The following is a 21,673-nucleotide window of genomic DNA, read 5'->3' as shown; positions in this document are numbered from 1 at the left end:
GACAGAATAGGCAACCGGAGATACGTAAAAGGACCCTTGTGCATGTCGGGTCCTTTTTTGGCTCTTTAGCAGAATCTGTGGTGACACAGGGGTTCTGGCAAGTCGCCAAGTGTGTGATATAGCGCCACTTGCAGGCACTTGATGGTTCGGAAACCGTACGCTTTTCTGATAGTCAGTTTTGCTTTGAGGTTCAGACCCTCTACCGCGCCGCTGGAAAGTCGGCCTTTTGCCTTGAACCAGTTGAGAATCATCGGTTTGTGGTTGCGTAACATCCTGGCAACCTTCTTCATCGGTTCCAGGTCAGTTTGCATTGTCCTGATGACCCAGTCGTCGAGGAACTTGCCAGCAAAGTCAGACCGCTGGTAGTCCCAGAACTGCTGAAAGTCCTCGCGCAGCAGATATGCCTTGATTGATGAGAGGTTGAGCTTGAGCAAATCTCCCAATCGTGACGTCTGCTTCTCGGACAGATTTTCCGGCCGTTTCAGCAGCAACCAACGGCCCTTTTCCAGGACGTTCTCCTGCTTGGCGGCCTTGAACTCCTTGGCTTCGGTGCGCCGAACCTCGTCAATCGCTTCGTTAAACTTCCGCATGATGTGGAAGCGGTCGAGGATGTTCACGGCATTGGGTGCCCGCTTGGCGATAACCTTGAGATACGGTGCCCACATGTCGCTGCAGACATACTTGAGCTTGGCGCTGCGTTCTTTGCCGAATTCCCGAAAGAAGCGCAGTAGCGTTCTTATCCGACGTTGCGGACCACACCAGAGAAGACGCCTGACGCCGGCATTGAGCTGATAGACCATCGTAAGATACTGATGGCCCTTGAAGACGGCAATTTCATCAACACCGATTTCCGTAACGCCATCAAGGTTTCTGTTTGCCAGGCCGTAATCGACAGCATACTGCACCGCCCGAAAGATGCTGTCCCAACTGGTCTTAAAGATTTCGGCAACTTCCTTCCAGGAGAGTCGCCGAGCCCACCGGGCAAGATAGACCTGGTACGAGATCGTCATTTGCTCTTTGCCATACCCCCAGGGGAGGGATTCAACCTTTACCCCATGGATTGGGCACAGAACCCGACGGGGAGCGTAGCGAAAGAAGACCTTGAACGCCCAGATCGGCACATACTCGAACAGTCGGGCCGGTTGCGTGTCGTATGTCTTGCCTCGCTTGCCACATTCCGGGCATTCGGGCTTGCTGTTGCGACGAGCCTTGATGTCAATGACCAGTGCTTCTGAGCCGCCGACTTTCGCCAGTCGGCAATCTCCGTAAATGAAGGACTTGAAACGCTCGAACTTGTTCAGTACAGTCTTGATAAGCATTGCTTCTCCCGTGTCGGACTTGATCGTTTCTCGCAAAAACAATCTTATCCTTCACGGAGGGGCAATGCCCTTATTTTTTCAGCCAACTACCCACAGATTCTGCGGACGAGGCCCTTTTTTTAGGTTCATCCGGGAATTCCGGGGAAAGCGGCTCTGATCTTGAGAAAGAAGTATTCGTGATCCCGGAAGCCGTAGGCCATTCTTTTGATCACCTTGATCTTGTTATTGATGCCTTCGAGGATTCCGGTGTGAAGGGGCCAGAGGCAGTGGTTGAGGATTCCTTGGAGATAGCCCTTTAGCCGGCGGGCAAACAGGATGAGTGGCGGTATTCCACTCTCCATCGCCCTTTGGTGCCACTGCTCCCAGAATAGTCCCGCCTCTTCAATGCAGGTAAACTTCCACAGTTGCTTCAGATCGTCTTTGAGCAGGTAGACCGTAAGGAGGCTGCGGTTTGCCTCCAACAGTTCCTGGAGGCGAAGCATGTCGTCGCCCTTGACGTTCTCGCTGTTTCGTAGCAGCAACCACCGCGATGTTTTGACTACCTTCCGTGCCTTCTTGTCTTCCTTCAGGCGGTTTGCCTCATCGACTCGCACCCTGTCGATCACTTCCCTGCCATACTTCGCCACCACATGGAACAGGTCGTAGACTATGTCTGCCTGGGGCGAGTGCTGCTTGATTTCCTCCTCATATGATGCGTTCATATCCATCACGACCGCTTTGAGCCGTTTACAGCCATGTGGGCCAAGCTGCGTGAAGAAAGGACGGATACTCTCGCGACTCCTGCCTTTGCCGATCCATAAGACTTCCTTACGGTATGGCTCGATGATAACCGTCGCATAGCGGTGCCCCTTGTGAAGGGCGAACTCATCCATCCCGAGAACTTCGATGTTTGAGAGGTCGACGGTGCCGACCCGCTCTGTGAGTGAGCGCTTGTCGATTTCCTTCACCTGGTCCCAAGAAAGCCCCAGATACTGCGCCACGTGCTTCACAGACACGACACCACACAGTCGCGCTACGCTCTCTGCAAGCCTGCGCGTCACGCGGGCGTATTTCGCCAGCCATGACAGACGCTCCAGCGTTGGCCCACACTGAGGGCACAGCAGCCTGCGGCGGTGAACGATCAGATAAGTCTGAGCATCGAGAATCGGCAAATCTCGAATTACGCGCTTGGTCGTTTCATGGACGCTTGTGCAACGCCCGCCGCACGAGCCACACACCATCTCATCCTGGGACAGGGCAATCAGTTCTACCTCGATCCGTTTGGCATCACCTGTGACGATAGTGCGTGTCCCAGCAACACGATATCCTTCCCACCCTCCCGCAATTGCGATAACATCGGAATACGACAACGGCAGCCTCCTGCGATCTTTTTTGGTTGGGGAACCATCAAGATACCGCAGTGCTGCCGTTGTTGTTTATTAATCTTCCCCGGAATTCCCTGAAGAACCTTTTTTTATGGGGAGAGATTGTCAGGGTGTTTCTTCGGTTGAGGGCTCGACGAGCCTGATGCTGATGCGGCGGATCAGGTGCTCAATCTGCGCCAATTTTTCTTCGTACTGCCGGAGATAGTAGCTGCGCCGCTCATTGTCGTAGAAGGTTATACCGTCACGCAGCATGGAAATTCTTGTCCGTGCCACCTCTCGCATCATTTCCAGGGTTTCCCGCGCGTCGGCCATATCGGATTCTTTCAGGTACGGCTTCCCGGTGGAGTGATCCTCCGTGATTCCGCCAGATTTTTTACTGCTTCCGCAAGCCGATGTGAAACCGCGAGTCCCCCTCGACCACTACCGATTTCCACATCATCCTCAAATCCGTGAAAGTCTGAGCCGCCGGTCATGAGAAGGCCGGATTCCCTGCACAAAAATTCCAGGAAAAGCATGTCGTCCTTGTAGCACATGTTGTTGAACACTTCAATGCCATCAAGACCTAGTGCGACAAGCTCCGATACGATTCCGCGGAGCACCTGCCTGTCGTCGCTGACGGTTATCGGGTGAGCCAGAACCGCCACGCCTCCGGCCCTCCTGATTTCCGTGATGGCGTCCCCGGCGGGAATATAGCGCTTTGGGACATTACATGGGATGAGATACCTGCGGAATGCGTCCTCCATATTCCTGGCGTAGCCGCGTTCAATGAGCATCCTGCCGATGTGGGGCCTACCGACTGCGCCCTCTGCCAAATTGAGCACTTCATCGTAGGAGAGGAGCGGTTTCCGCCCATCAGCAAGCCGTTGGTTTATCTTGTCGACGATGGCCCGTCCCCTAATCTCACGGTTTATCCTGAATTCTGCAAGCATGTCCACGAGACGGGGATCGCGGTGATCAAGGTGATACCCCAGGATGTGCATATCGCGATAACGGCCGTGTTCGGCCGAAAGTTCAACCGCGGGAACTACCTCCACGCCTAGGCGTGCGCCGGCGATCAGCGCTTCGTCGATGCCATCCACCGTGTCGTGGTCAGCAATGGCGATGGCGACCAGGCCTCGCTCTGCGGCCATCTTGACCAAGTCTGCCGGGGGGTGGATGCCATCGGAATAGTTTGAGTGAACATGGAGATCGATTGTTGACATCATTAGTTCTTCTCTGTGATGAGGTTATCAGAGAATAAACCATGCTCCTCTGTCGATTGCAAGCTGAAGCATACTATTTCGGCTTCAACAGAGAGATAGCGGTTGCCATGACTTGGCGCTTTCGGTAGTATTTTCTACCACAGCGGATGCTTCAGGGGCATTTTTCAACGGTAACATCCGCTGAACACCACTGGAGAGGATTTAATCATGGCAAAAAATCAAGGGCTCGCCCTGGGAATCGCAGCAATGGCGCTCTATATAATCGGCGGCATACTTACCTTCATCGGACTCTATCTGATTGTTTTCATGCACGGCAGTGATGTCCTCGGATGGGGCGAAGGGCGGAGTCTCGGTTATCTTTTCTTCTGCGTGGGTATCAGCCTCTCCGTCATGGGGGTCCTCTTTATGCGCATTTTCAGGAACCGGGGCCTGTCGTGAAAGACAGCGATATCCATGAGGCCATGGCTCTCCTGGCGGAGGCTGTGAAATCGTGGCCGTCCCCCGCAGTTACCATCGTCTCGCAGCGGGAGGGAAATCCCTTCAAGGTCCTAGTCTCCTGCATCCTTTCTCTTCGTACCCAGGACAGGACCACCGGTCCGGCATCGGAACGACTCTTTGGCCTGGCCGATACCCCGGCGAAGATGCTTTTTCTCTCCTCGGATGCGATTGAACAGGCCATTTACCCTGTGGGATTTTATCGAAACAAGGCAGCCCAGATTCTCGATATCTGCAGAACCCTCGTGGATAAATACGACGGACAGGTTCCCGATGATCTGGATGAACTGCTGACTTTCAGGGGGGTAGGGCGCAAGACAGCGAACCTGGTTCTGACTCTTGGTTTCGGTAAACTGGCCATTTGTGTCGATACCCATGTCCACCGCATTTGTAACCGGTGGGGATACACCAGCACGAAGACGCCGGCGGAGACGGAGTTTGCGCTTCGCGCCAAGCTTCCCCAAAAGTACTGGCCCGTAATCAACGATTACCTCGTCACTTTTGGCCAGAACCAGTGTACGCCTGTTTCGCCCCGTTGCTCCACCTGTGTGCTTGTTTGTTTCTGTGACAGAGTAGGCGTGACAAAATCGCGATAAAGCAAACGGTGTTATTTTTTTAAACTCTTCTATTGTACAAGAGACAAACACATTGTACTATTAACACCGTTCGGAGATGTGATTACTTACTGTAAATTCAGGAGGCATGCAATGTTGAAAAATGTCGGTTTCTTGGGTCTGGGTACCGTCGGCCGGCACATGGCCATCAATCTTCTCAAGGGAAGCTACACTCTTACGGTTTACGACTCGGATCCCGAAGTCGTTGCAGAACTTGTCAAGCAGGGAGCCCTCGGAGCCGGAACGCCGCGGGAGGCTGCCAAGGGGCAAGATATTGTCATCTACATCCGTCCCGAGAAGGAGCGGCTAAAGCCTGACATTTACGGGGAAGACGGCATTTTCGCGGGGATCGACCCCGGCACGATCCTCGTTGACATGGGAACCCATTCCCTTGAGAGCACGAAGGAAATGGCCGAAGAGGCCGCAAAGCACCGTGTCATGTTCCTTGATGCTCCGGTCTGGGGGACCAAGGAACACGCAGCCAATGGGCTCCTCACGATTCTCGCCGGCGGGGATCCGTCGCTTCTCGGTCGGTGCCGTGAACTCTTCTCGTTCTTCGGACTCAACATCATCCATGTCGGATCCATCGGTGACGCTACCCGGATGAAATTCGTCGTTAACCTGGTTCAGGCCGAGTTGATGGAGACTCTGGCTGAAGCCATTGTCTTCGGCGAGAAGATGGGTTTCAACGTTGATAAGATTCTCGAAGTGCTCGATTCCGGTGGTGTTGCCTCCCCCCTGTTCCACTCCAAGGGGCGCGTCATTGCCAGGGGAGATTTTACCCGTAACCTGGCCCTCAAGTACGTTCACGAACAGCTGGAACTGGTGCTCGAAAAGTCTCAGAAATTGGGTCTGGATCTGCCGGCCGCCATGGTGGCGTGCAAGACGTATGAGCAGGGGGTCAAGGATGGCCGCGGCGAAGAGGACTTTTCCTCAGTGGTCAAGGTCCTGAGAAAATAGTTACCAGGCACGATAGTCAGGTGGAGAGAGGGGCACCCGTTCAGGCGGATGCCCCTCTTCTTTTGTGCGTGAAATGTTGCCGACCTTGGGGGGACGTTGTTTTTCCGTGGTCATCCCGCGCGTGACGGGCATCGACGAGAAGAGCCACATTTTCAATGTGAGGAGTCTGGGGGAACATGTCCACGGGCTGGATCTCCCGTGTCTGGTAGCCGAGCCCCGCGAGGATGTCGAGGTCGCGGGCCAGGGTGGCGGGGGAGCAGGAGACATAGATCATCCGGCCAGGGCCTGAGTTAACGGCAGCCTCAAGCACCCGGCGATCGCACCCCTTGCGTGGCGGGTTAAAGATGACCACGTCGGGTTCAGTCCCTTCTTCCACCAACTCTTCCAGAAGTTCTGCCGCATCACCCGCCTCGAAGGAACAGTTGCGAATCCCGTTGAGGCGCGCGTTTCGTTCCGCATCGGCTACCGCCGCATCCACGTACTCTATGCCGTGAACCTCCTGTGCGCCGGGGGCCAGGAAGAGTGAAATCCCCCCGATGCCGCAATAGAGATCAACGACCTTCTCATTGCCGGTCAAGGCGCTCCATTCCCGGACCTTTTCGTAGATGATGCGGGCGCTGCCGCTGTTCACCTGGAAAAACGAGCGGGGCGAGATGGAAAAACGGATCCCGGCAAGCTCTTCAATGATGGCATGGTCTTTGGTCAGGAAGTGGTCATGGGGGGCGAGGATGACATTCCCTTCGGAGGTGTTCACGTTCTGAACCGCCACATCCAGTTCCGGGACCGCCTGCCTTACGAACTTGGCGAGATGGTGAATCTCATTGTAACTTCTCTGGGCAGTGACGAAGACGGCCATGGCCCGGCCAGTGTGTTCGGAAACCCTCACCACAAGGTAGCGGAGGATGCCGGTGTCGGTGCGGGGATTGTAAACCGGCACCTTCCCCTTTCGTATTCCTTCCTTCGCGGCAGCCACCACCCGATTGATGAGTGGGTTGTGAAGGGGGCAGGCACTGATATCGACCACGTTGTGGCTGTTGCGCCGATAGATGCCGATGATTGGAGATTTGAAGGTTCCCGCCACAACAAGCTTTGCGGAGTTTCGGTACTGTAGGGGGCGGGGAGAGGAAATGACATCGTCTATGGGGACTGCGCGCAGCGAGGCGAAGGAGCGGATCTCCTTTTCGACGAGGCTGCGTTTCAGGGTAAGCTGTGCCCCATAGTTCATGGATATGAGAGGACAGTTGCTGCAGGCGGAGGTGGTGCATGAAGGAGACGCCATGCGGTCGGGGGAAGGGGAGAGTATGGTGATTGCCTCCCCGAACATGGTCCGTGGTCCGTTGTGAGTTACCCTGATGCTGACCGTTTCACCAGGGAGGGCACCTGCCACGAGGACTTTTTTCCCTTCGTGGGATGTCGTTCCGAATCCTTCATCGTCAAAACCGGTGATGGTGAGTGTTACCGTTTGGCCGGTGGCGGTCCGATGGTTTCTATTATCTTCTCGTTTCCTGTATCTCGTAGTCATTTCCCTATTAACAATGAGTCGCACTTCCCTGTCAAGGAACTTATTAAACCTGTGGGCGGTCCTGACATCAAGCCGCAGGCCAAAGCTCAGACCTTCCAGAAAAGCTATTGCAGCATGAAGGTCTTGTACTCCAATGTGTCCAGATCCCGGTCCAGCAGGAACATGCCGCACATGATCGTTATGCACAGCGAACCGGCAAAACCATAGCCGTAAAAGTACGGGCCGAGGTTGATGGATATGATTGATAGAATGAAATTCAGGGTGGCAAACAGTACTGTCAGGAGCAGGGCGCGTTCTCGCCGGTCAAGATAGAAATAGATGTTGATGAGCCCCAGCAGAACCACCTGCAGACCGGTAGAAACCACGTCGATGTTAAGCAACGGCACGTAAACCAGCGAGATTCCCGCCAGGGAGAGCATGGCGGGGCCAAAGAGGAATATGATGATGGTGGCGATGGACTGGACCTTGATGATGTCGTAGATCCCTTCCCGTGCCGTGTGTACCATTTCATTCTTCATAGCCTGTATGGTGGTCAGTGATCCCCCTTCGCGAACCGAATCATAGAACCGATCATAATACTCGACGAAATCGGTTTCCATCCGCACCAGGAACACGGCCATGCCGGGCAGAATTGAAAGATAGGCGAGGAATATCGGAAAATCATATATTTCCGAAGCGTGCAGGGGGCCGATCACGTTGCTGCCGGTATAGGGGTGAAACCAGAAAACAAATTTATCGGCCCAAATCGCCAGGTTGTAGAAGAAGCCGGTAAGCATCAGGGAGTAATGCACTCGCCGCTTGCGCAGAAAATCGAACTCCACGAAGGTGCGTGACGGGTAGTTGCGGAAAATTACAAACAGCATCCCTTTGAGGAGCACAAACTGGCCGGTCAGGAATGCCAGCAACAGTCCTTCCAGCTTCCAGGTCCGCAGGAAAAAAGCAAGAAACAGCGCGGTACCATAGCCGAGGGCGAAATTATACAGTATTGTCTTGTAGGCTTTCAGGCCTGAAAGAAGAATGGCGGCCATCCAGACGCAGGAGACCGTAACAAAGGTGGTTGCGAAGAGAAGGCGGTAGATCAGCGATGTCTGGGGGAACAGCACGATGGCCAGGGGGAAGGAAACCAGACCTCCGACAGTGGTCACCAAGAGGAGCAGGCCGTTCAGATTGGGAAGCAGTCTGAAGTGTTCCTTTTCAAAGATTCTGTCGGCCGAATAGCGGGTGAAGGCCAGTTGGAACAAGCCCGTATAGATCAGGGAAAGGGCGATCAGGTACGTGATGGATGTCTGGAACTGCGATACCAGAACTGGCGGGATGACGACCGGCAGCGAAATGAAGCCAATCAACATCACTGCGAAGATGGAGAGCACCCAGGGGCCGGAGCTGATAATCCCGGCATAGCCATAGGTCTGCAGCAGTGAAAAAAAGGTGTCGCGTTTGAGCAGTTTGCGCAGTTCGAAGCCGATGCCCGCCATCAGTCTATTCCTCGCTGGTACAATTGCCGGTAGCTGTCGAACATCTGTTGCTCGGTATAGTAACGTTCGACCCTAGAAATGGCCGCATTGCTGGCGCGTTTCCAGTGGTCGGGATCCTTCAGGAGCCGCAGGGCCTCCCCTGCAAGGTCATGGGGGTTGTTGATGGATACCACCCCTCCAGCCGCGCCGATGGCCTCGTCCTCCTGGCCGTGGCCCATGATCAGCTGGCGGCAGGCGCCGACATCGGTTGCCACGACCGGTATGCCGGCGGCAAACGCCTCCAGAATGACCAAGGGTACCCCTTCGCTGACCGAGCTGAGGATCATGACGCCGGTATCCGGGAAAATCTCCATTGGATTCCTGAATCCCATGAAGCTGAGATTCGAGGCGATGTGGAGACTTTCCGCAAGATCACGGCACTCGGCGGCATACTCAGGGTTTTCGTCTTCGGGGCCGATGATCCATCCCTGAACCCCCGGCAGGCTGTTGGCAGCCAGCCGTAGGGCACGGATAAAAGTTTTGATGTCTTTGATAGGCACCACCCGCCCCACCAGGGTCAGTACCGGTGGAGGGTTGTCAGGGCGTCGCTCCCGCAGCTTCGCGAACCGGGCGATATTGATTCCGTTGGGTACCACCATGGTGCGCTCACGGGGGGCTCCGTCACCTATTTCGCGTTCCCTGGCCCCTTCGTAGAGTGACACGATATTGCTTGCCGCCCCATAGCAGAAACGGCCGATGGTTTCGAAAAACCGTATCCAGAGGTCGCGGTAATAGCTTACTTCCGTGGGGTCTTTCTGCAGGGCATTGCGGTTGTCCTGGATCCAGTCGCTGCTGAAGATATCGATGCGCCGCTCCTTGGTGTAGATGCCATGTTCGCTCAGGATCAGCGGCCGCCCGCTGTTGTGGTGAAGAAGTGCGCCCAGGAAACCGGCATAGCCGGTTGACACCGTATGATACACCCGCGCCGGTATGAGTCGCTTTGCGATGGCGGCCAGCAGCCAGATGGGAGTATGCATGTTACGGACTGTCCAGAAATAATCGACGAAGGAAGGATCAGTGCAGCGTTCCTGGTAGAGATCACAGATCAGCTCCCAGGATTTTTTCGAGTAGAGGAACTGTTCGAAGTTCGCTCCGTTGTTGGAGTCAAGGTAGAAGTCCGGCGTTTTCAGAGCACGGTCAAGCGTACCTTCGTCAGGACGCAGAAACAATTCATGGATGCGCCGCACGGTTTCGAATGCGCCGGAGTTGCCCGCCATGGGGCGGATGGCGGGCATAGCCAATTCGTCATGGAGGTAATGACACTCCAGGTGGACCAGGTTTGGCGGAAGATCATACTTAAATTCGCCGTAATCACTGCGGCTGCTGCCGATGAATAGCGCGCCGAACCGGTATTCCGGAAACGCCAGTATGATCTGGTTGACCCAGCTGGATACCCCGCCGCTGACGTAGGGGAAGGTCCCCTCCAGAAGCAGCATGATATCCACGTTATCTGATTTCGGGAAACGATCCATAGTGGTTAACCCATCCAGAATTGCGCCACCGGCCCTATCCCGGGCTTGTGGCGAAGCAGAGGATTCAGTTCGAAGCAGCTATTCATGGTGACGAAATCCCTGCGGAGGAAAGCCAGTTCAGCCAGATACGGAACCACTCGGTCACGGTGCGCGCCATTGTTCATGGCGTCGTTAATCGCCTTTTCGGCGGACTCCAGATCCTCCCTCCACAGGTGCAAGCGTCCCAGCAGTAGCAACAGGTTGGGGTCAGTGGCGTCCATATCCAGGGCTTGGGTGGCATAAGTGATTGACTGCAGAACATAGAATTCTGCCAAGTCTTTCTGGGCAAGATCGTTGAAGATGAGCTCCCAGTACGAAAAGGCCAGCTTGCGGCAATGCAGGAGCCGTTCGTCACGGTCTGAGGCATTTTTCAACTCGGCCAGCGACTGAGATATGGTCTTGCTGATGACCTTCTCGCGCTGGTCTGCCAGGTTGAAGGCCAGCAGGCGAATTTCATCATCATTATCGCTGGTGGCAAAGTGCAGCAATCGGCTGGCATCACGACTGTTGCTGGAACCGGCGGCCAGCAGGGCCTTCAGGCGCATGGGGCGGGGCAGGGATTCTGACCGCAGTCGCGACCACGCGCCTCCTTCCCCCATCCCTGGAGCCGGTCCCCCTGATTCCTGCATGAACGGGGTCATCGGAACGCTGAAAAATTCGGGCCGGGCATCGAAGCGGAGTAAGAAGCGGAAATAGACAAGTGCACCCAGCATCCCTATGCATCCGAGAACAGGGATGAAAAAGGCGAAGCTGAAGAATAATGCCAGACTGCCCCATTTTTTCGTGTCAGCTTGACGAGGAAGGGACAACCGGAGCAGGAGCGCAAGGGATACTGCGGCGATCAGGTGAGAAACAATAAACAGAATCAGGCGGATCCATACCTGCTGCTGGCTGAAAAGCGCCTGAAGGGCTGTATACTCGCAAAGAAACCCCGCTAGCAACAGTATGATCCGAATCATTGCTTCTCCTCCAGCAGGGCAACCAGTTGAACAAGGGGATCATCGGTTGTCACACTCGTGGAGTGCATGGTGATGCCTTCTTGCCCGGTACTTCTGCCAACCTGGCGCTGCAGTATTTCATGAATGCGCGACTTATACCCTTCAATGGAGGCCGGCCCTGAAAAAGGCATCAGGGTAACGAACTGTGCCCCCCAGTCCGTTGTTCTCAGCCACGAGTGATCCAGGCCCCGTTGCTGTCGCTCCATGGTTTTGCATATCTCGTCCAGACGGGAGTCGGCCATGACTTGTACCATCACCAGGGCGCTGCTTACATGAAGGTCACGCTTAAGACGAACGGTCTTGATCAGCTCAGCGGCAAAATTGGGGGGGCAGTCCGGAAAGAGACCCAGTATATCCCTGGCCCGCTCGACGGATTCTGCCTGATCGGAGGAATAGGCCAACAGAACACCCATTATCTGCAGTGTTTCGCGATGCAGGTTGAGGAAAGGCATTTCCGTGACCAGCAGCAAACCGAGCAGTTTGCCCGAACTGGTGCGCATTGGTGCGACAACCAGATAGGACGTCTGCTCCTTCGATTCGTCGCGTGATACGTCCACACTCCAGACCGCCGACGAGAGTGCTGACGGCGCTGAAGGCCGCCCCTCAACGATATGCCGGTTTATGGCCTGGTAGGCGGAATAGCCTGACTCGATGGCCGAGCGGAGCAGCAGGTCGTCTCTATTCAGCGGTGCGCCCTTGCCGCACTTGGCAATGGGAACATCCAGTAGTTCGCCGTCATCGTTTGCCGGATAGATGGCGGCGCTTTCCAGGCTGCAGTAATGCATGAGGATCGAGAGGAGGGCTGCGCTGGTTTCACTGTCCATCCTCCCGTCATGTTTTGCCAGCAGATTGCGAAGGTTAATCATGGCATCCCGCAGCGTGACTGGCCGGCTGATCAGGTTCTGTTCCAGTCTGTCATGGGACAGACGGACCATGAAGTAGGCTCGGGACAGTTGCTCGAAGCGCTCACTCGTATGGTTGCTCAGCTGGTTGGCGTGTCTTAGGCGCTTGCTCCAGATATCGCTGAACTGTCCTGTTATCAAAACCATGAGCAGGCCACCCAGCACGTAGTTGGTGGGAAACTCACCAATCGGAAGACCGAAGCGGGGCATGACCAGGAGCGCCAGACAGATTCCCCCTGTCGAGACGAGTCCCGGAGCGATGCCATAGCGCAGGGCAATCAGCAGTGGCCCGAACCAGACCCATGGGAATCGGGCATGCACGAATAATGGGTCGCTGCTGTTGAGGAGAAACCCTCCCGTTACCGCGATGGCGGTGATGGCAAAGGTCTCCAGCCACCTGTCAAGTATCATGGTGCTGTCTTTGTTGAATGCCATGTTATTACTCGTCACTACTTGGTGTTGGTTGCAGCCGCCTTTTCAAGATCTCCAATAAGGCTGTCGAGAACCTGTTGGGCAACGGCGCTGACCGCATCACGGCTCCAGCCGCTTTTTCCGGCCACGCCACTCCAGACCACCTTCTCCTCGGGCAGTTCAATCACCTGCAGGGTGAAGCCGGCCACAGGCTCGCCGTCAAGGCCAACCTTGTAACGCCACTCGTTGACCGTGCCGGCAATGGCGTAGCGGACTTTCTTCTGTTTGGCCGCTTCCAGGGCCGCTTTCTGCTTCAGCTCACCCCGGTCAAGCCCGAGATGGTCGTCACCCTTGGCTGTTTCCGTCACTGTGCGCTCAAGCTTCTGCATTCCGTGGGTGTGGAGCAGCGCGGCGGTCACTGCCTCGGCCCGCTCGGCGGCGTAGGGCGTTTCGGTGTTGTTGATGAACGGCAGAAGGGCCCAGCTGTCAGTGAAGGAAACGGTGCCGCCCCCCTGTCTCAGGGTCACACAGCCGGACAGCAGCAGGCCGACCAGCAAAACCACGAATATCTTCTTCATAATGCCTCCTTTACAATTTTGAACAGGTTGTGTTTGAGCACGTCCATACGACTTGGTTTACTTCTTCATTCCCCTTGCTGTCGAAGGCCCGCAAGAGAAGATAGTAGGTGGTTCCGCCCTGCAGGCCGGGAAGTGTTACGGAACTCTGGTAGGGGTAAACGTTCTGTAACGCCAGCCCGGGATCAGGGGTTTGCCAGACCAGATCGTAACCTGATCCGACCGAAGGTGTGAGGACCGCCTTGGTGGCATTGGCAAGAGGTTGGGGCAGCGCGAAGTTGAAGGGGACGGTCTGGTAGTAGAGCGCATAGCTGACCCGGTTCATGTCCAGGGCCACGTCCCATGACACGGTGACGGTGTCGCCGCTTAGATCGATTTTCCCGATTCCGGGACGCACATCGGGCGCACTGGTGGGGTAATCGTTATAGTGGATATTGAACACGCTGGACCAGGCCGGTGCCGTTGTGTCGTTCATGTTCTCATTGTTCATTACGAACGAGTTCACCAGATCGACGGGGGCATTGGTGATGTAATGCCTGAAACCGACCGAATGGGCCTCCAGAATATCCTGCATCAGAATGTCATATCCTGTGGTTGAATTCCCCAGCAGGGTCTGCACATCCATGCCCGGTTTCGGTCCACCGAATCCATTGGCATAACCCAGGGAGAGCATCTTGAAGCCGTCCGGCAGCGGACGGTTGGCTTCAGCCATGATCTTGGGCATCGAATTGTACTTGTTGTCCGGGAAATAGGGGGAAACGGCCGTCTGTGAATCGTTGTCGAGATAGTAACTCTCAAAGAAACCGATATCGATGGCCCCCCGCGCCGAAACCTGGTAATGGGGTTCCCGTGGATCGAAGAAGAAGAGGCCACGGTTTTGGAGAATGATTTTGTTGGGGAAATCAGCCCTTAGTCTTCGAATGAAATCCGAGAATCCCTTTGCGGTCCACTCCGAGCTGGAATGATTGGTGTCCGAGCAGGCGGTGTATTTGTTGGGCGCGGCCGTATCGATGGTGTCCAGGAAGACACCGTCGCATCCCAATCCTTGGACGTCCGGGTCTTCAGTGAGGAGTTGACGCAGGCCGGGAGGGGTGTGGCGTTTCACATCCATCACCATTGTTTTGACAGTGTCGTACCAGAGCGGGTCTCCGGCATTGACGAAGCGGGTCCTGAAGTTGCCGTTCTGGTCGGGTACGTTCTTCGGGTCCCCGGCACAGCGCAGGGCGTTGTCGTTGACATAGTACGATGCGAATCCACCGTTGGTCGGTGTCCCCTTCGGGTCGAGGCCGACCAGTGATCGGACGCCGGGGCCCCGCGGATCGATCGACGGACCGCTTCCGTCGCCCGTGAAACGAGAATCAGCCCGCATCTGGGCGTCGGTGAGCTGGAAGGTGCGGGTGTCCTCGCCGATGGACACGTAGCAGAGTACCACCGGGTTGTCGCTGGGGTCATTGGGGTCAACCCCTTGCTTGATCCACATGATATGGTCCCTGGTGAGGTTGCCGTTGTACGGATGGACGATGACCAGGGGATAGGTCTTGAGCGTATCGATATCCGCCTTGGTGAGGGGGCCGTAGGTGATGGCGTAGGAATCGGCCTTGGCCGCCTTATCTCGCACCTTCATGCCCAGGTTGGGATCCGGACCCGTAAAAGGCTGGACCGGGGTGCTGCCACCGGGCTGGTTGCCGTTGTTGGCGGGCGAGGAACCGTCCTTGGTCCCACTGCTGCATCCGGCGGCGAATGCCAGCACAAAGGCCAGGGCAAGGCGCGCCACTATTCCCAAGTGGCCGTCGGCTCCGCTTCTGTTGTCGGAGTACTGGTTTGCCATGTGTTGATCCTATCTGAAATAGTAACGGTAGTTCAGGTCAAGGCGGCTGTTGATATCGCTTGTTCCAAATGAGCCTTTTTCCTGGGAAAAGGCCCCTTCCAGCTTATCCAGTCCCAACAACGGCCCCACCACGCCTACTTTGTAGTAAAACCCGGTGCCGCTGTTGCTGTTCCAGCTGACATCAAGAGCCCCGAACGTGCGCCAGTCGCGGGTATAGTTGTCCCGACCTTCCTCTCCGAACAGGATTCCCACCCCGGCCTGGGCGAATGATTCCGGCACAAAATAGGCCGAACCGCTGGTCGCTCTCTGTTGCGCCGGTATCAGCAGGAGGGTTCGGCCAACGGGATCGGGGCCGCGATTGAAGCTGTGGTAGCCGCTGAAGAGACGCAGCGTAGTATCGGGACCGGTAAAGATAATGCGGTGGGTCAGTTCTGCCTCGAAGGAACCGCCGTCACCCAGCCGGCGCCACTGCTGGTCACGCAGGATGCTTCCGCTGAGGCGCAGCAGCAGCGTGTCGCGAGGTGTAAGGCCTTGCTGCAGTCCCAGGCGGATTTCGTCTTTCATCCCGCCAATCTTGAGGCCAAGGCTCTCATCGCTTTCTGCGCCGCTCAGCAGGGCCATTTCCAGTGTTGCTCTGCCGGTCAGTTTCCAGTTCCCCAAAAGGCCGGTCTGGGGATGGGTGTAAAGGGCATCGCGCACACCGGCGTAGAGTTCGGCGCTCCCCCCCGGGTGACGCATGATGGCGCCCACGCGTGCCGTCCGGATGCCGGCAGGGTAGATGCCGACCACATCCATGTCCCGGTGGCGGATATCGCTGTTTCCCGCCTCAACCTTCAGTGAAAACCGGGGCGTCAAGGCGGTCGTTACCGAGAGCAGCTGTTCCAGGAAGCCCACACCCTCCCGGTCTAACAGCGAGAGCCGATAGCGGAAGCCGCCGCTCCTGCTGCCAAACAGATCACGAACCTGATTGTCGAGCAGGTAGTCTCGGTCATTGACCTGGAACCGGTCAAAGGCGATGGATTCGGCCAGCGGTGTCTGGCCGCTCCGTACCGTGGCCTCGATTGCATCACGGTAGGGGAGCCGCTCCAAATCCTCCTGAAGCAGACGGGCCATGGCGGGCCGGTCATTGTTCTCAAGGGCAAGTGTCAGTTCAACCCAGCGCGGCCGCCTGGTCATGCGGGCATACTCGCGCCAGAACCACAGCCTGGCCAGGTCGTTGCGCTGGCTTGATAACGCCCAGGCTGCCACTAACTCGCGGCTTACATCGTCCTGGCGACCGGCGGTAATCTCCTTCATCAGACCGTCGACACCGTCTCCCGGTTTCAGCAGCATCGCCACTCGCGCATAATCCCTGACCAAAGTCTCTCTTTCCCCGCCGTTGCCGGCCGGTGCCGACTTCATCCTTCTGCGGCTGAGGGCGAGTGCATTCAGTCGTTCAAGGAAAGCAGCCTCCACCCAACCGGCCTGCTCCATGGTGTCGGCATAGGCCGCCAACCAGGCGGGATCACTGCGCTTTTGGCTGTATCTGGCCTGGAAGTAAGGGAGAGCCTTATGATATTCCCCGAGATAAGCAAGCGCTGCTCCGAATGGTTCGTAGAGTGAAGGCATCGTATTCTCGCGGCCTTTCCAGGCAATGAGCAGCTCCCGCAACTCCTCCCTCCGGTCGAGGTCCAGCAGCAGCCAGACATATTCGGCTGCCAGTTCACTATCGGTAGGTGCACGCCTGAGGGCTTCGCGATAGCACCTGATGCTTTCACCGGTCGCACCTGTACCGCGATGAACCTGGGAGACTAGGCTCCAGAAATAGGCATCCTGCTCCTGCGGTTTCAGATTACCTTCACGCTCCTGCCGGGTCAGCATGTCGGCCGTGGTACGGTAGTCTTTCATAGCAATGCCCAACTCCAGGGCTGATTTGAGAAAATCGGACCGCCTGAAGCGTTGCCAGCCATCCATAGAGAGTCGGTAGGCGGCCTTAGGGTCGTTGTCCCTGCCGAGCAGGATCAGGCGCTGGTAGTCTTCTTCCCGTGCCTTGCCACTCTCCAATAGTTTCCGCGAAGCCAGCTCGACGGCCTGCATGTCCTGAAGCGACCAGGCAAGATCGTCGAAGCTTTGCCAGTAGGCTGTGGCCGAGGCCGGGATAATCTGTCTCCCGCGGTCAAGAATAGCGTAGGCACCTTTGACGTCGCCGGTCCCGAAAGTAAGCGCGGAAGCCCTGAGGATTCCTTCTTCGGTCAGGCCGAAGGCGTTCATCTGTTCCAAAAGCGCATCAACGGCCTGCTTTGGACGGCCAACAGCTTCGTACAGCCTGGAAAGCTGCTCCAGGACCTCTTTGCGGTACGGACCGCCACGGTGACGCTCGAGCAGATCTATGGCATTCTCCGGCAATCCCAGTGCCTCGCACACGGAAGCATACTCGACAAGAGTCTCCCGGGTTTTCCCCGGGCCACGTTGTTCAAGCAACTGCTTGAGATAACGGTTATGCCGTGTGGCTCTCGCCAGACGCAGGGCGTTCTCGGCTGCATCCTTCTGCCCCACAGAGTTTAGGTGCATCCAGTGTTCGAGGGCTGCAAGACTGTTGCCCGACCATTCGCCGCTCTGGGCAGCCCTGCGGCGCCAGTCGATGTCGTTGGGGTGTATGGCTACGGCCCGTTCAGCCAGAAGGAAGGCTTCGTGGGGGTTGCTGTTCGCCAGAAAGACATCGTAGCCAAGGCTGTACAGCTCGGCATTGAAAGGGGTGGAGGGGCCTAGCGGTGGCATGCCCTGGTCGGCGTGGCACAGGGAGGGAGCACTCGACTGTGTGACTGCCAACATAATGGCTGCTGTTATGACAATCAGTATCTTCATGATGGATCCGCCGGTTTGTGGTCCGGCGCCATTCCAAGCGCCTTTCTGACGAAGTACTGAGCCCGTTGCGGTTGGTTGGCCGCGAGGCTCACCCTGGTCAGGAATATGAGGGTGGATCTGTCACCGGACAGGCCGTCCAGGTGCTGTTCTCCGGCCCTGAGGGCCTCAAGGGGAAGGTTGCCGGCCTGGAGGGTGCGCACGCCTTTCATGAACAGTCCCCGGCGCTGTTGCACTGTGGCGGCCTTGTGCATGCCGCTGAAGCAGATTGCCGCTGCCGCGCGGTAGTCGCGCCGGGCAAGGGCGAGGGTGAAAGGATCCTGCCGCGGCTGACCGGCCGTTACGGCAGTGGCTTCCCGTGCTGCGATCTCTTTCTGGTATTTACCCCAGGCATCAAGGTCGCCAGCTTTACGGGCATCGGACGCCAGCTGCTGGAGGCGCCATAGCGATGGATTCGGGCCGGTCAGTTCCATGGCCGCAGACCGCACGCGCGGTTTCAGGCTCTGCCATTGCGGGGTGCCGATCCCTGCACCGAGGAGCATGTTCTGGAAGGTGTTGTAGCGCAGCTCTGCCACCGTGCGCTTCTGCTCCGTGGAAAGACCGGCGGGGAGCTGTTTGAGGGTTTCCAGAGTCTTTGGGTAATTGCCGGACCGGAACAGTGATTCTGCTACCTTGATGCGCAAGCCGGCGTCATTCGGGCGCACCCTCAGAATCTCCTCGCGGTAGCGGATAGTGGCGGCATCTTCCTTGCCATCTAGGCTCTTCAGCAGACTGCGCTCAGGAAAAAGCAACGCTAGCACGGCCACAAAGGTACAAAAGACACCCAGTACCGTCACCGGCTTTAAAAAACGTGCGCGCTCCAGGGGATGCGGGTTATTTACACGTGATCGCCAGGGCATGGCTTCCTTCCGTGAGAGTTACCGTTGTGTCGCCCTTGACCGAGTAAGGTGTGGCGTTATCTGCATGTATGGTGCAACCGTTGGTTCCGGTGAGCTTAACGGTGAAGGGAGTATACCCGGAGAGGGAGAACCGCATATTTTTACCGTTGCGGCTGAAATCGGTCAGCCTGGCTGCGGCGGATTCCACGGAAACTCCGGCCGACGGCGTAGCGGTGAGCCTTACCCGGGCCTCCCCTCCGGTGCCCATGTGCAGGTAGCGGCTGTCACCCAGGTCGCTGTATCCCGCCAGATTGGAATCATCATCCAGCAGGGGAAAGCCGGCACGGGACGGAATGCGCAGTTGGCGAAGGCTGCCTCCGTTGCGCACCAGCCACTCGTCGCCACTACGGGCGATTACGGTGCGGTTGAAGTCGAGTGCCTTTTCAAGGTATTCGGAGGTGAAAATTCCGAACAGGCGCTGGCCCATGGCCCAGTCGTAAACTTGGCGCAGGGCTGTCAGGGAGGCTTCCTTGCTGGCCGAATAGAAGTGGTAGTAGATGTTCACCGGCTTGAGCCGGCGCGGAGATTCGGTCAGGCTGAAAGTTTCCATGATGCGCCTGTACCCGTAATAATTCCTGATCCAGAGCTCGGTATAGACGTTCTCGTTCTGGTTGGGGGCAAAGACCTGAAACCATTTACCGCGGCTTATTCCCAGCGGGGCAACTGCCGTGAGGGTGCGGTTCGAGTTGGTAATGATGGTGTCGCCGCCATTGATATTAAGAAGCCCGCTTTCATAAGTCAGGCGCACGGCATCCTGAGAAGGGAGACAGTTGCCTGTCCACTGGAAAATGCGCACTTTCTTGCCGGTCGGCATCAGCCTTTCATTGATGTACTTTGTAGAGCCGCTGATTTCTGACTCAAGGTTGAATTTGTAGCCGGGGACATTCAGGGTATGCCATATTTCGGCTTCGAGCCCTGTGTCCTCCTGGTCCGGCTTCCAGCGGAAGGGGTGCGAAAAGGAGTGGCTGGCACCCTCGATCCATGGCAGTGCCAGAATACCGTGGGCGATCTCTTCATACTGGGCCGATTTCTGCGGGTAGAGGCCGTCAGGAGCCAGAATGCTCGTGATGAATGAAATTGTAGTCGGGATTCGGTACCGTTCTAGGATCTTGCTTCGCAACTCCTCGGCGGCCAGTTTTCCTCCGGGCCATTCGGCCTGGCTTGTAAATCCGTCGCCGTCCACATGAGACAGGAGGAGGCGAACCCCGTTTTCCGTGGTTGTGTCCGGCACCGGCATCAGCGGTAGTTTCAGTGCCTCGCCGAAAAAACGGAAGGGGTCAATTACCCATGCTGCTTGACTTTCCATGAGTTGGGTAACCACGTATGGGCCCGAGACATAACCACCCCAAGGGGTGATGACAACGGCATCGCTGGTGACGCCATTGGCCGTTGAAAGCTGCAACAGAACCCGGCCCTTGTTCGCCCTGATCGGCAGATAGGCATCAATGCGCGGCAGCGGTTGCTGCTCGAAGCCAACCATGTCATCCTTTGCCGTAACCTTGGCCGGCGGTTCAAGTCGGGTGTATGATTCCATTCCAAGTCCGAGTGAACTGGTAAGATCATTGTCGAGGTTCATGCCGAACCGTTCCAGAAAAACCAGTGGCAGACCTTGTTCAACACAGTTCAAGACCCACTGCTTGAGCCCCTGCTTTTCGCCTGAACTGGTGGAGTAGGGCCATATGACAGCGCCTGCGTAGCGTCCCCTCAGTACGCCCCCCGGCAACGGCTCTCTCATGTCATGCATCTCGACGGTGTAGCCGAGGTAGTTAAGCGGCATTACCACATAGCGCTGCAAGTTGGTGAAATAGAGATCGCCACCGGCACCCTCGCCGCCATCGTACAGACCGAGTACCGTGCGCGGCATAACCTCCACGCTCCCTATCCCCAGACCTGCCAGGTCCTTGTCGGTCACCCAGGGGGTAAAACCGAGGGATCTGATTTTATCAGCAGTCTCTCTCATCAGGGGACGGTTGCCAGGGTCAACATAGTCGATGGCGATCACGGGGACACCGGTTTCCCTGATAACATTCAGGCGGCTTGTCAGCCATGAGCGATCTTTGTCGTCAACTGCTCCGTACTTGCCACTAACGGTATTGAAATTCTGGAACAGGGATTCGGCTGCCACGGCATAGACCAGATCTTTGACGCGGTCGAATATCTCGAAGCCGCGATTCAGAATCAGGCGCGCTTCAGGGTGCCGTTGCCGAATGGCGCGCACGACAGACACTAGCCCCGCCTCCATGCGCGGATGAGCCTCAGTGGGGGCCGCTATCAGGTAGGAATCCAGGGTGTCCAGGAAAAAACCGCGATAGCCGGCCTGCCAGAGCGGTTCCACTACGTCATCCAGGAAGAATTGTTTCCACTCTTCGCTGGAAACATCCACGATTTTCGATTTCCATACCGGATTCTTGCCGATTATCCATCTATCCGGCATTTGCTTCGTGTAGGAGCGGGCCGTGTCCGCCTCTCCGACGCTGACGTAGGCAAAGAGTTCGCTCCGTCCGCTGCCATACTCGGACGGAGTAAGACCGCTGTCCGGATCAATAACCACAATATCAAAGGCGTGCAGATCGTTGACTGGCGGCTGTTTGCCATAATACAAGGCCACGCTTAAAGGAGGTGTCTCTCCCCAGACAACGCCTGGTAGCAATAGTATGATCAGCAGCAATATACGACGAT

17 protein-coding genes are annotated in these 21,673 nt (G+C 56.6%); 3 read left to right on the top strand and 14 right to left on the bottom strand.

What is annotated here, in order from left to right; genetic code table 11:
• Positions 1 to 65: 65 nt before the first annotated feature.
• From GMET_RS09990 to GMET_RS09975, 4 genes are all read right to left on the bottom strand, one after another.
• Complete coding sequence (locus tag GMET_RS09990; RefSeq protein ID WP_004514804.1) at positions 66 to 1,319, bottom strand: ISL3-like element ISGme6 family transposase; 1,254 nt, start codon at positions 1,317 to 1,319, stop codon at positions 66 to 68.
• A 125-nt stretch (positions 1,320 to 1,444) separates the two neighbouring features.
• Positions 1,445 to 2,668 carry an ISL3-like element ISGme5 family transposase gene (locus GMET_RS09985; RefSeq protein ID WP_011365668.1) on the bottom strand — a complete coding sequence of 408 codons (1,224 nt, stop codon included), beginning with the start codon at positions 2,666 to 2,668 and terminating at the stop codon, positions 1,445 to 1,447.
• A 120-nt stretch (positions 2,669 to 2,788) separates the two neighbouring features.
• Positions 2,789 to 2,995 (bottom strand): hypothetical protein, encoded by a 207-nt coding sequence (locus GMET_RS09980; RefSeq protein ID WP_004511868.1) that lies wholly within the window; start codon positions 2,993 to 2,995, stop codon positions 2,789 to 2,791.
• Between the two features lie 11 nt (positions 2,996 to 3,006).
• Entirely contained in the window at positions 3,007 to 3,888 is an 882-nt protein-coding gene (locus GMET_RS09975; RefSeq protein WP_004511869.1) for a PHP domain-containing protein, read from the bottom strand.
• Between the two features lie 204 nt (positions 3,889 to 4,092).
• Here GMET_RS09975 and GMET_RS09970 point away from each other — a divergent pair, with 204 nt between their 5' ends.
• The 3 genes from GMET_RS09970 (at position 4,093) to GMET_RS09960 (ending at position 5,954) form a co-directional block, all read left to right on the top strand.
• On the top strand, positions 4,093 to 4,323 hold the full coding sequence (locus GMET_RS09970; protein ID WP_004511870.1) for a hypothetical protein: 231 nt from the start codon (positions 4,093 to 4,095) through the stop codon (positions 4,321 to 4,323).
• Complete coding sequence (locus GMET_RS09965) at positions 4,320 to 4,976, top strand: endonuclease III domain-containing protein (RefSeq protein ID WP_004511871.1); 657 nt, start codon at positions 4,320 to 4,322, stop codon at positions 4,974 to 4,976. The genes GMET_RS09970 and GMET_RS09965 overlap by 4 nt, the downstream gene beginning before the upstream one ends.
• Positions 4,977 to 5,087: 111 nt before the next feature.
• The gene (locus GMET_RS09960; RefSeq protein WP_004511872.1) at positions 5,088 to 5,954 is read left to right on the top strand and encodes an NAD(P)-dependent oxidoreductase; all 867 of its coding nucleotides are present in this window, start codon (positions 5,088 to 5,090) and stop codon (positions 5,952 to 5,954) included.
• A gap of 40 nt (positions 5,955 to 5,994) precedes the next feature.
• On the opposite strand, the gene rlmD is transcribed toward GMET_RS09960, so the two are convergent.
• The 10 genes from rlmD to GMET_RS09910 form a co-directional block, all read right to left on the bottom strand.
• The gene (gene rlmD, locus GMET_RS09955; protein WP_011365894.1) at positions 5,995 to 7,476 is read right to left on the bottom strand and encodes a 23S rRNA (uracil(1939)-C(5))-methyltransferase RlmD; all 1,482 of its coding nucleotides are present in this window, start codon (positions 7,474 to 7,476) and stop codon (positions 5,995 to 5,997) included.
• A 104-nt stretch (positions 7,477 to 7,580) separates the two neighbouring features.
• Positions 7,581 to 8,951 carry an exopolysaccharide Pel transporter PelG gene (gene pelG, locus GMET_RS09950; protein WP_004511874.1) on the bottom strand — a complete coding sequence of 457 codons (1,371 nt, stop codon included), beginning with the start codon at positions 8,949 to 8,951 and terminating at the stop codon, positions 7,581 to 7,583.
• Complete coding sequence (gene pelF / locus GMET_RS09945) at positions 8,951 to 10,426, bottom strand: GT4 family glycosyltransferase PelF (RefSeq protein WP_238379025.1); 1,476 nt, start codon at positions 10,424 to 10,426, stop codon at positions 8,951 to 8,953. The genes pelG and pelF overlap by 1 nt, the downstream gene beginning before the upstream one ends.
• 41 nt (positions 10,427 to 10,467) lie before the next feature.
• On the bottom strand, positions 10,468 to 11,460 hold the full coding sequence (locus tag GMET_RS09940; protein WP_004511876.1) for a hypothetical protein: 993 nt from the start codon (positions 11,458 to 11,460) through the stop codon (positions 10,468 to 10,470).
• Positions 11,457 to 12,836 (bottom strand): PelD GGDEF domain-containing protein, encoded by a 1,380-nt coding sequence (locus tag GMET_RS09935; RefSeq protein WP_004511877.1) that lies wholly within the window; start codon positions 12,834 to 12,836, stop codon positions 11,457 to 11,459. The genes GMET_RS09940 and GMET_RS09935 overlap by 4 nt, the downstream gene beginning before the upstream one ends.
• Positions 12,837 to 12,850: 14 nt before the next feature.
• Complete coding sequence (locus tag GMET_RS09930; protein WP_004511878.1) at positions 12,851 to 13,390, bottom strand: hypothetical protein; 540 nt, start codon at positions 13,388 to 13,390, stop codon at positions 12,851 to 12,853.
• 10 nt (positions 13,391 to 13,400) lie between these two features.
• Positions 13,401 to 15,215: a hypothetical protein gene (locus GMET_RS09925; protein WP_004511879.1), complete on the bottom strand. Its 1,815-nt coding sequence runs from the start codon at positions 15,213 to 15,215 to the stop codon at positions 13,401 to 13,403.
• A gap of 9 nt (positions 15,216 to 15,224) precedes the next feature.
• Entirely contained in the window at positions 15,225 to 17,972 is a 2,748-nt protein-coding gene (locus tag GMET_RS09920) for a tetratricopeptide repeat protein (RefSeq protein WP_238378901.1), read from the bottom strand.
• A gap of 83 nt (positions 17,973 to 18,055) precedes the next feature.
• Positions 18,056 to 18,856: a hypothetical protein gene (locus GMET_RS09915; protein ID WP_238378900.1), complete on the bottom strand. Its 801-nt coding sequence runs from the start codon at positions 18,854 to 18,856 to the stop codon at positions 18,056 to 18,058.
• A 73-nt stretch (positions 18,857 to 18,929) separates the two neighbouring features.
• A complete protein-coding gene (locus GMET_RS09910; protein ID WP_238378899.1) occupies positions 18,930 to 21,602 on the bottom strand; it encodes a bifunctional glycoside hydrolase 114/ polysaccharide deacetylase family protein in 2,673 nt (890 codons plus the stop codon).
• Between the last annotated feature and the right edge of the window lie 71 nt (positions 21,603 to 21,673).

The organism is Geobacter metallireducens GS-15 (assembly GCF_000012925.1).
GTDB lineage: Bacteria > Desulfobacterota > Desulfuromonadia > Geobacterales > Geobacteraceae > Geobacter > Geobacter metallireducens.
This window is presented reverse-complemented; position numbering and strand designations above follow the sequence as displayed.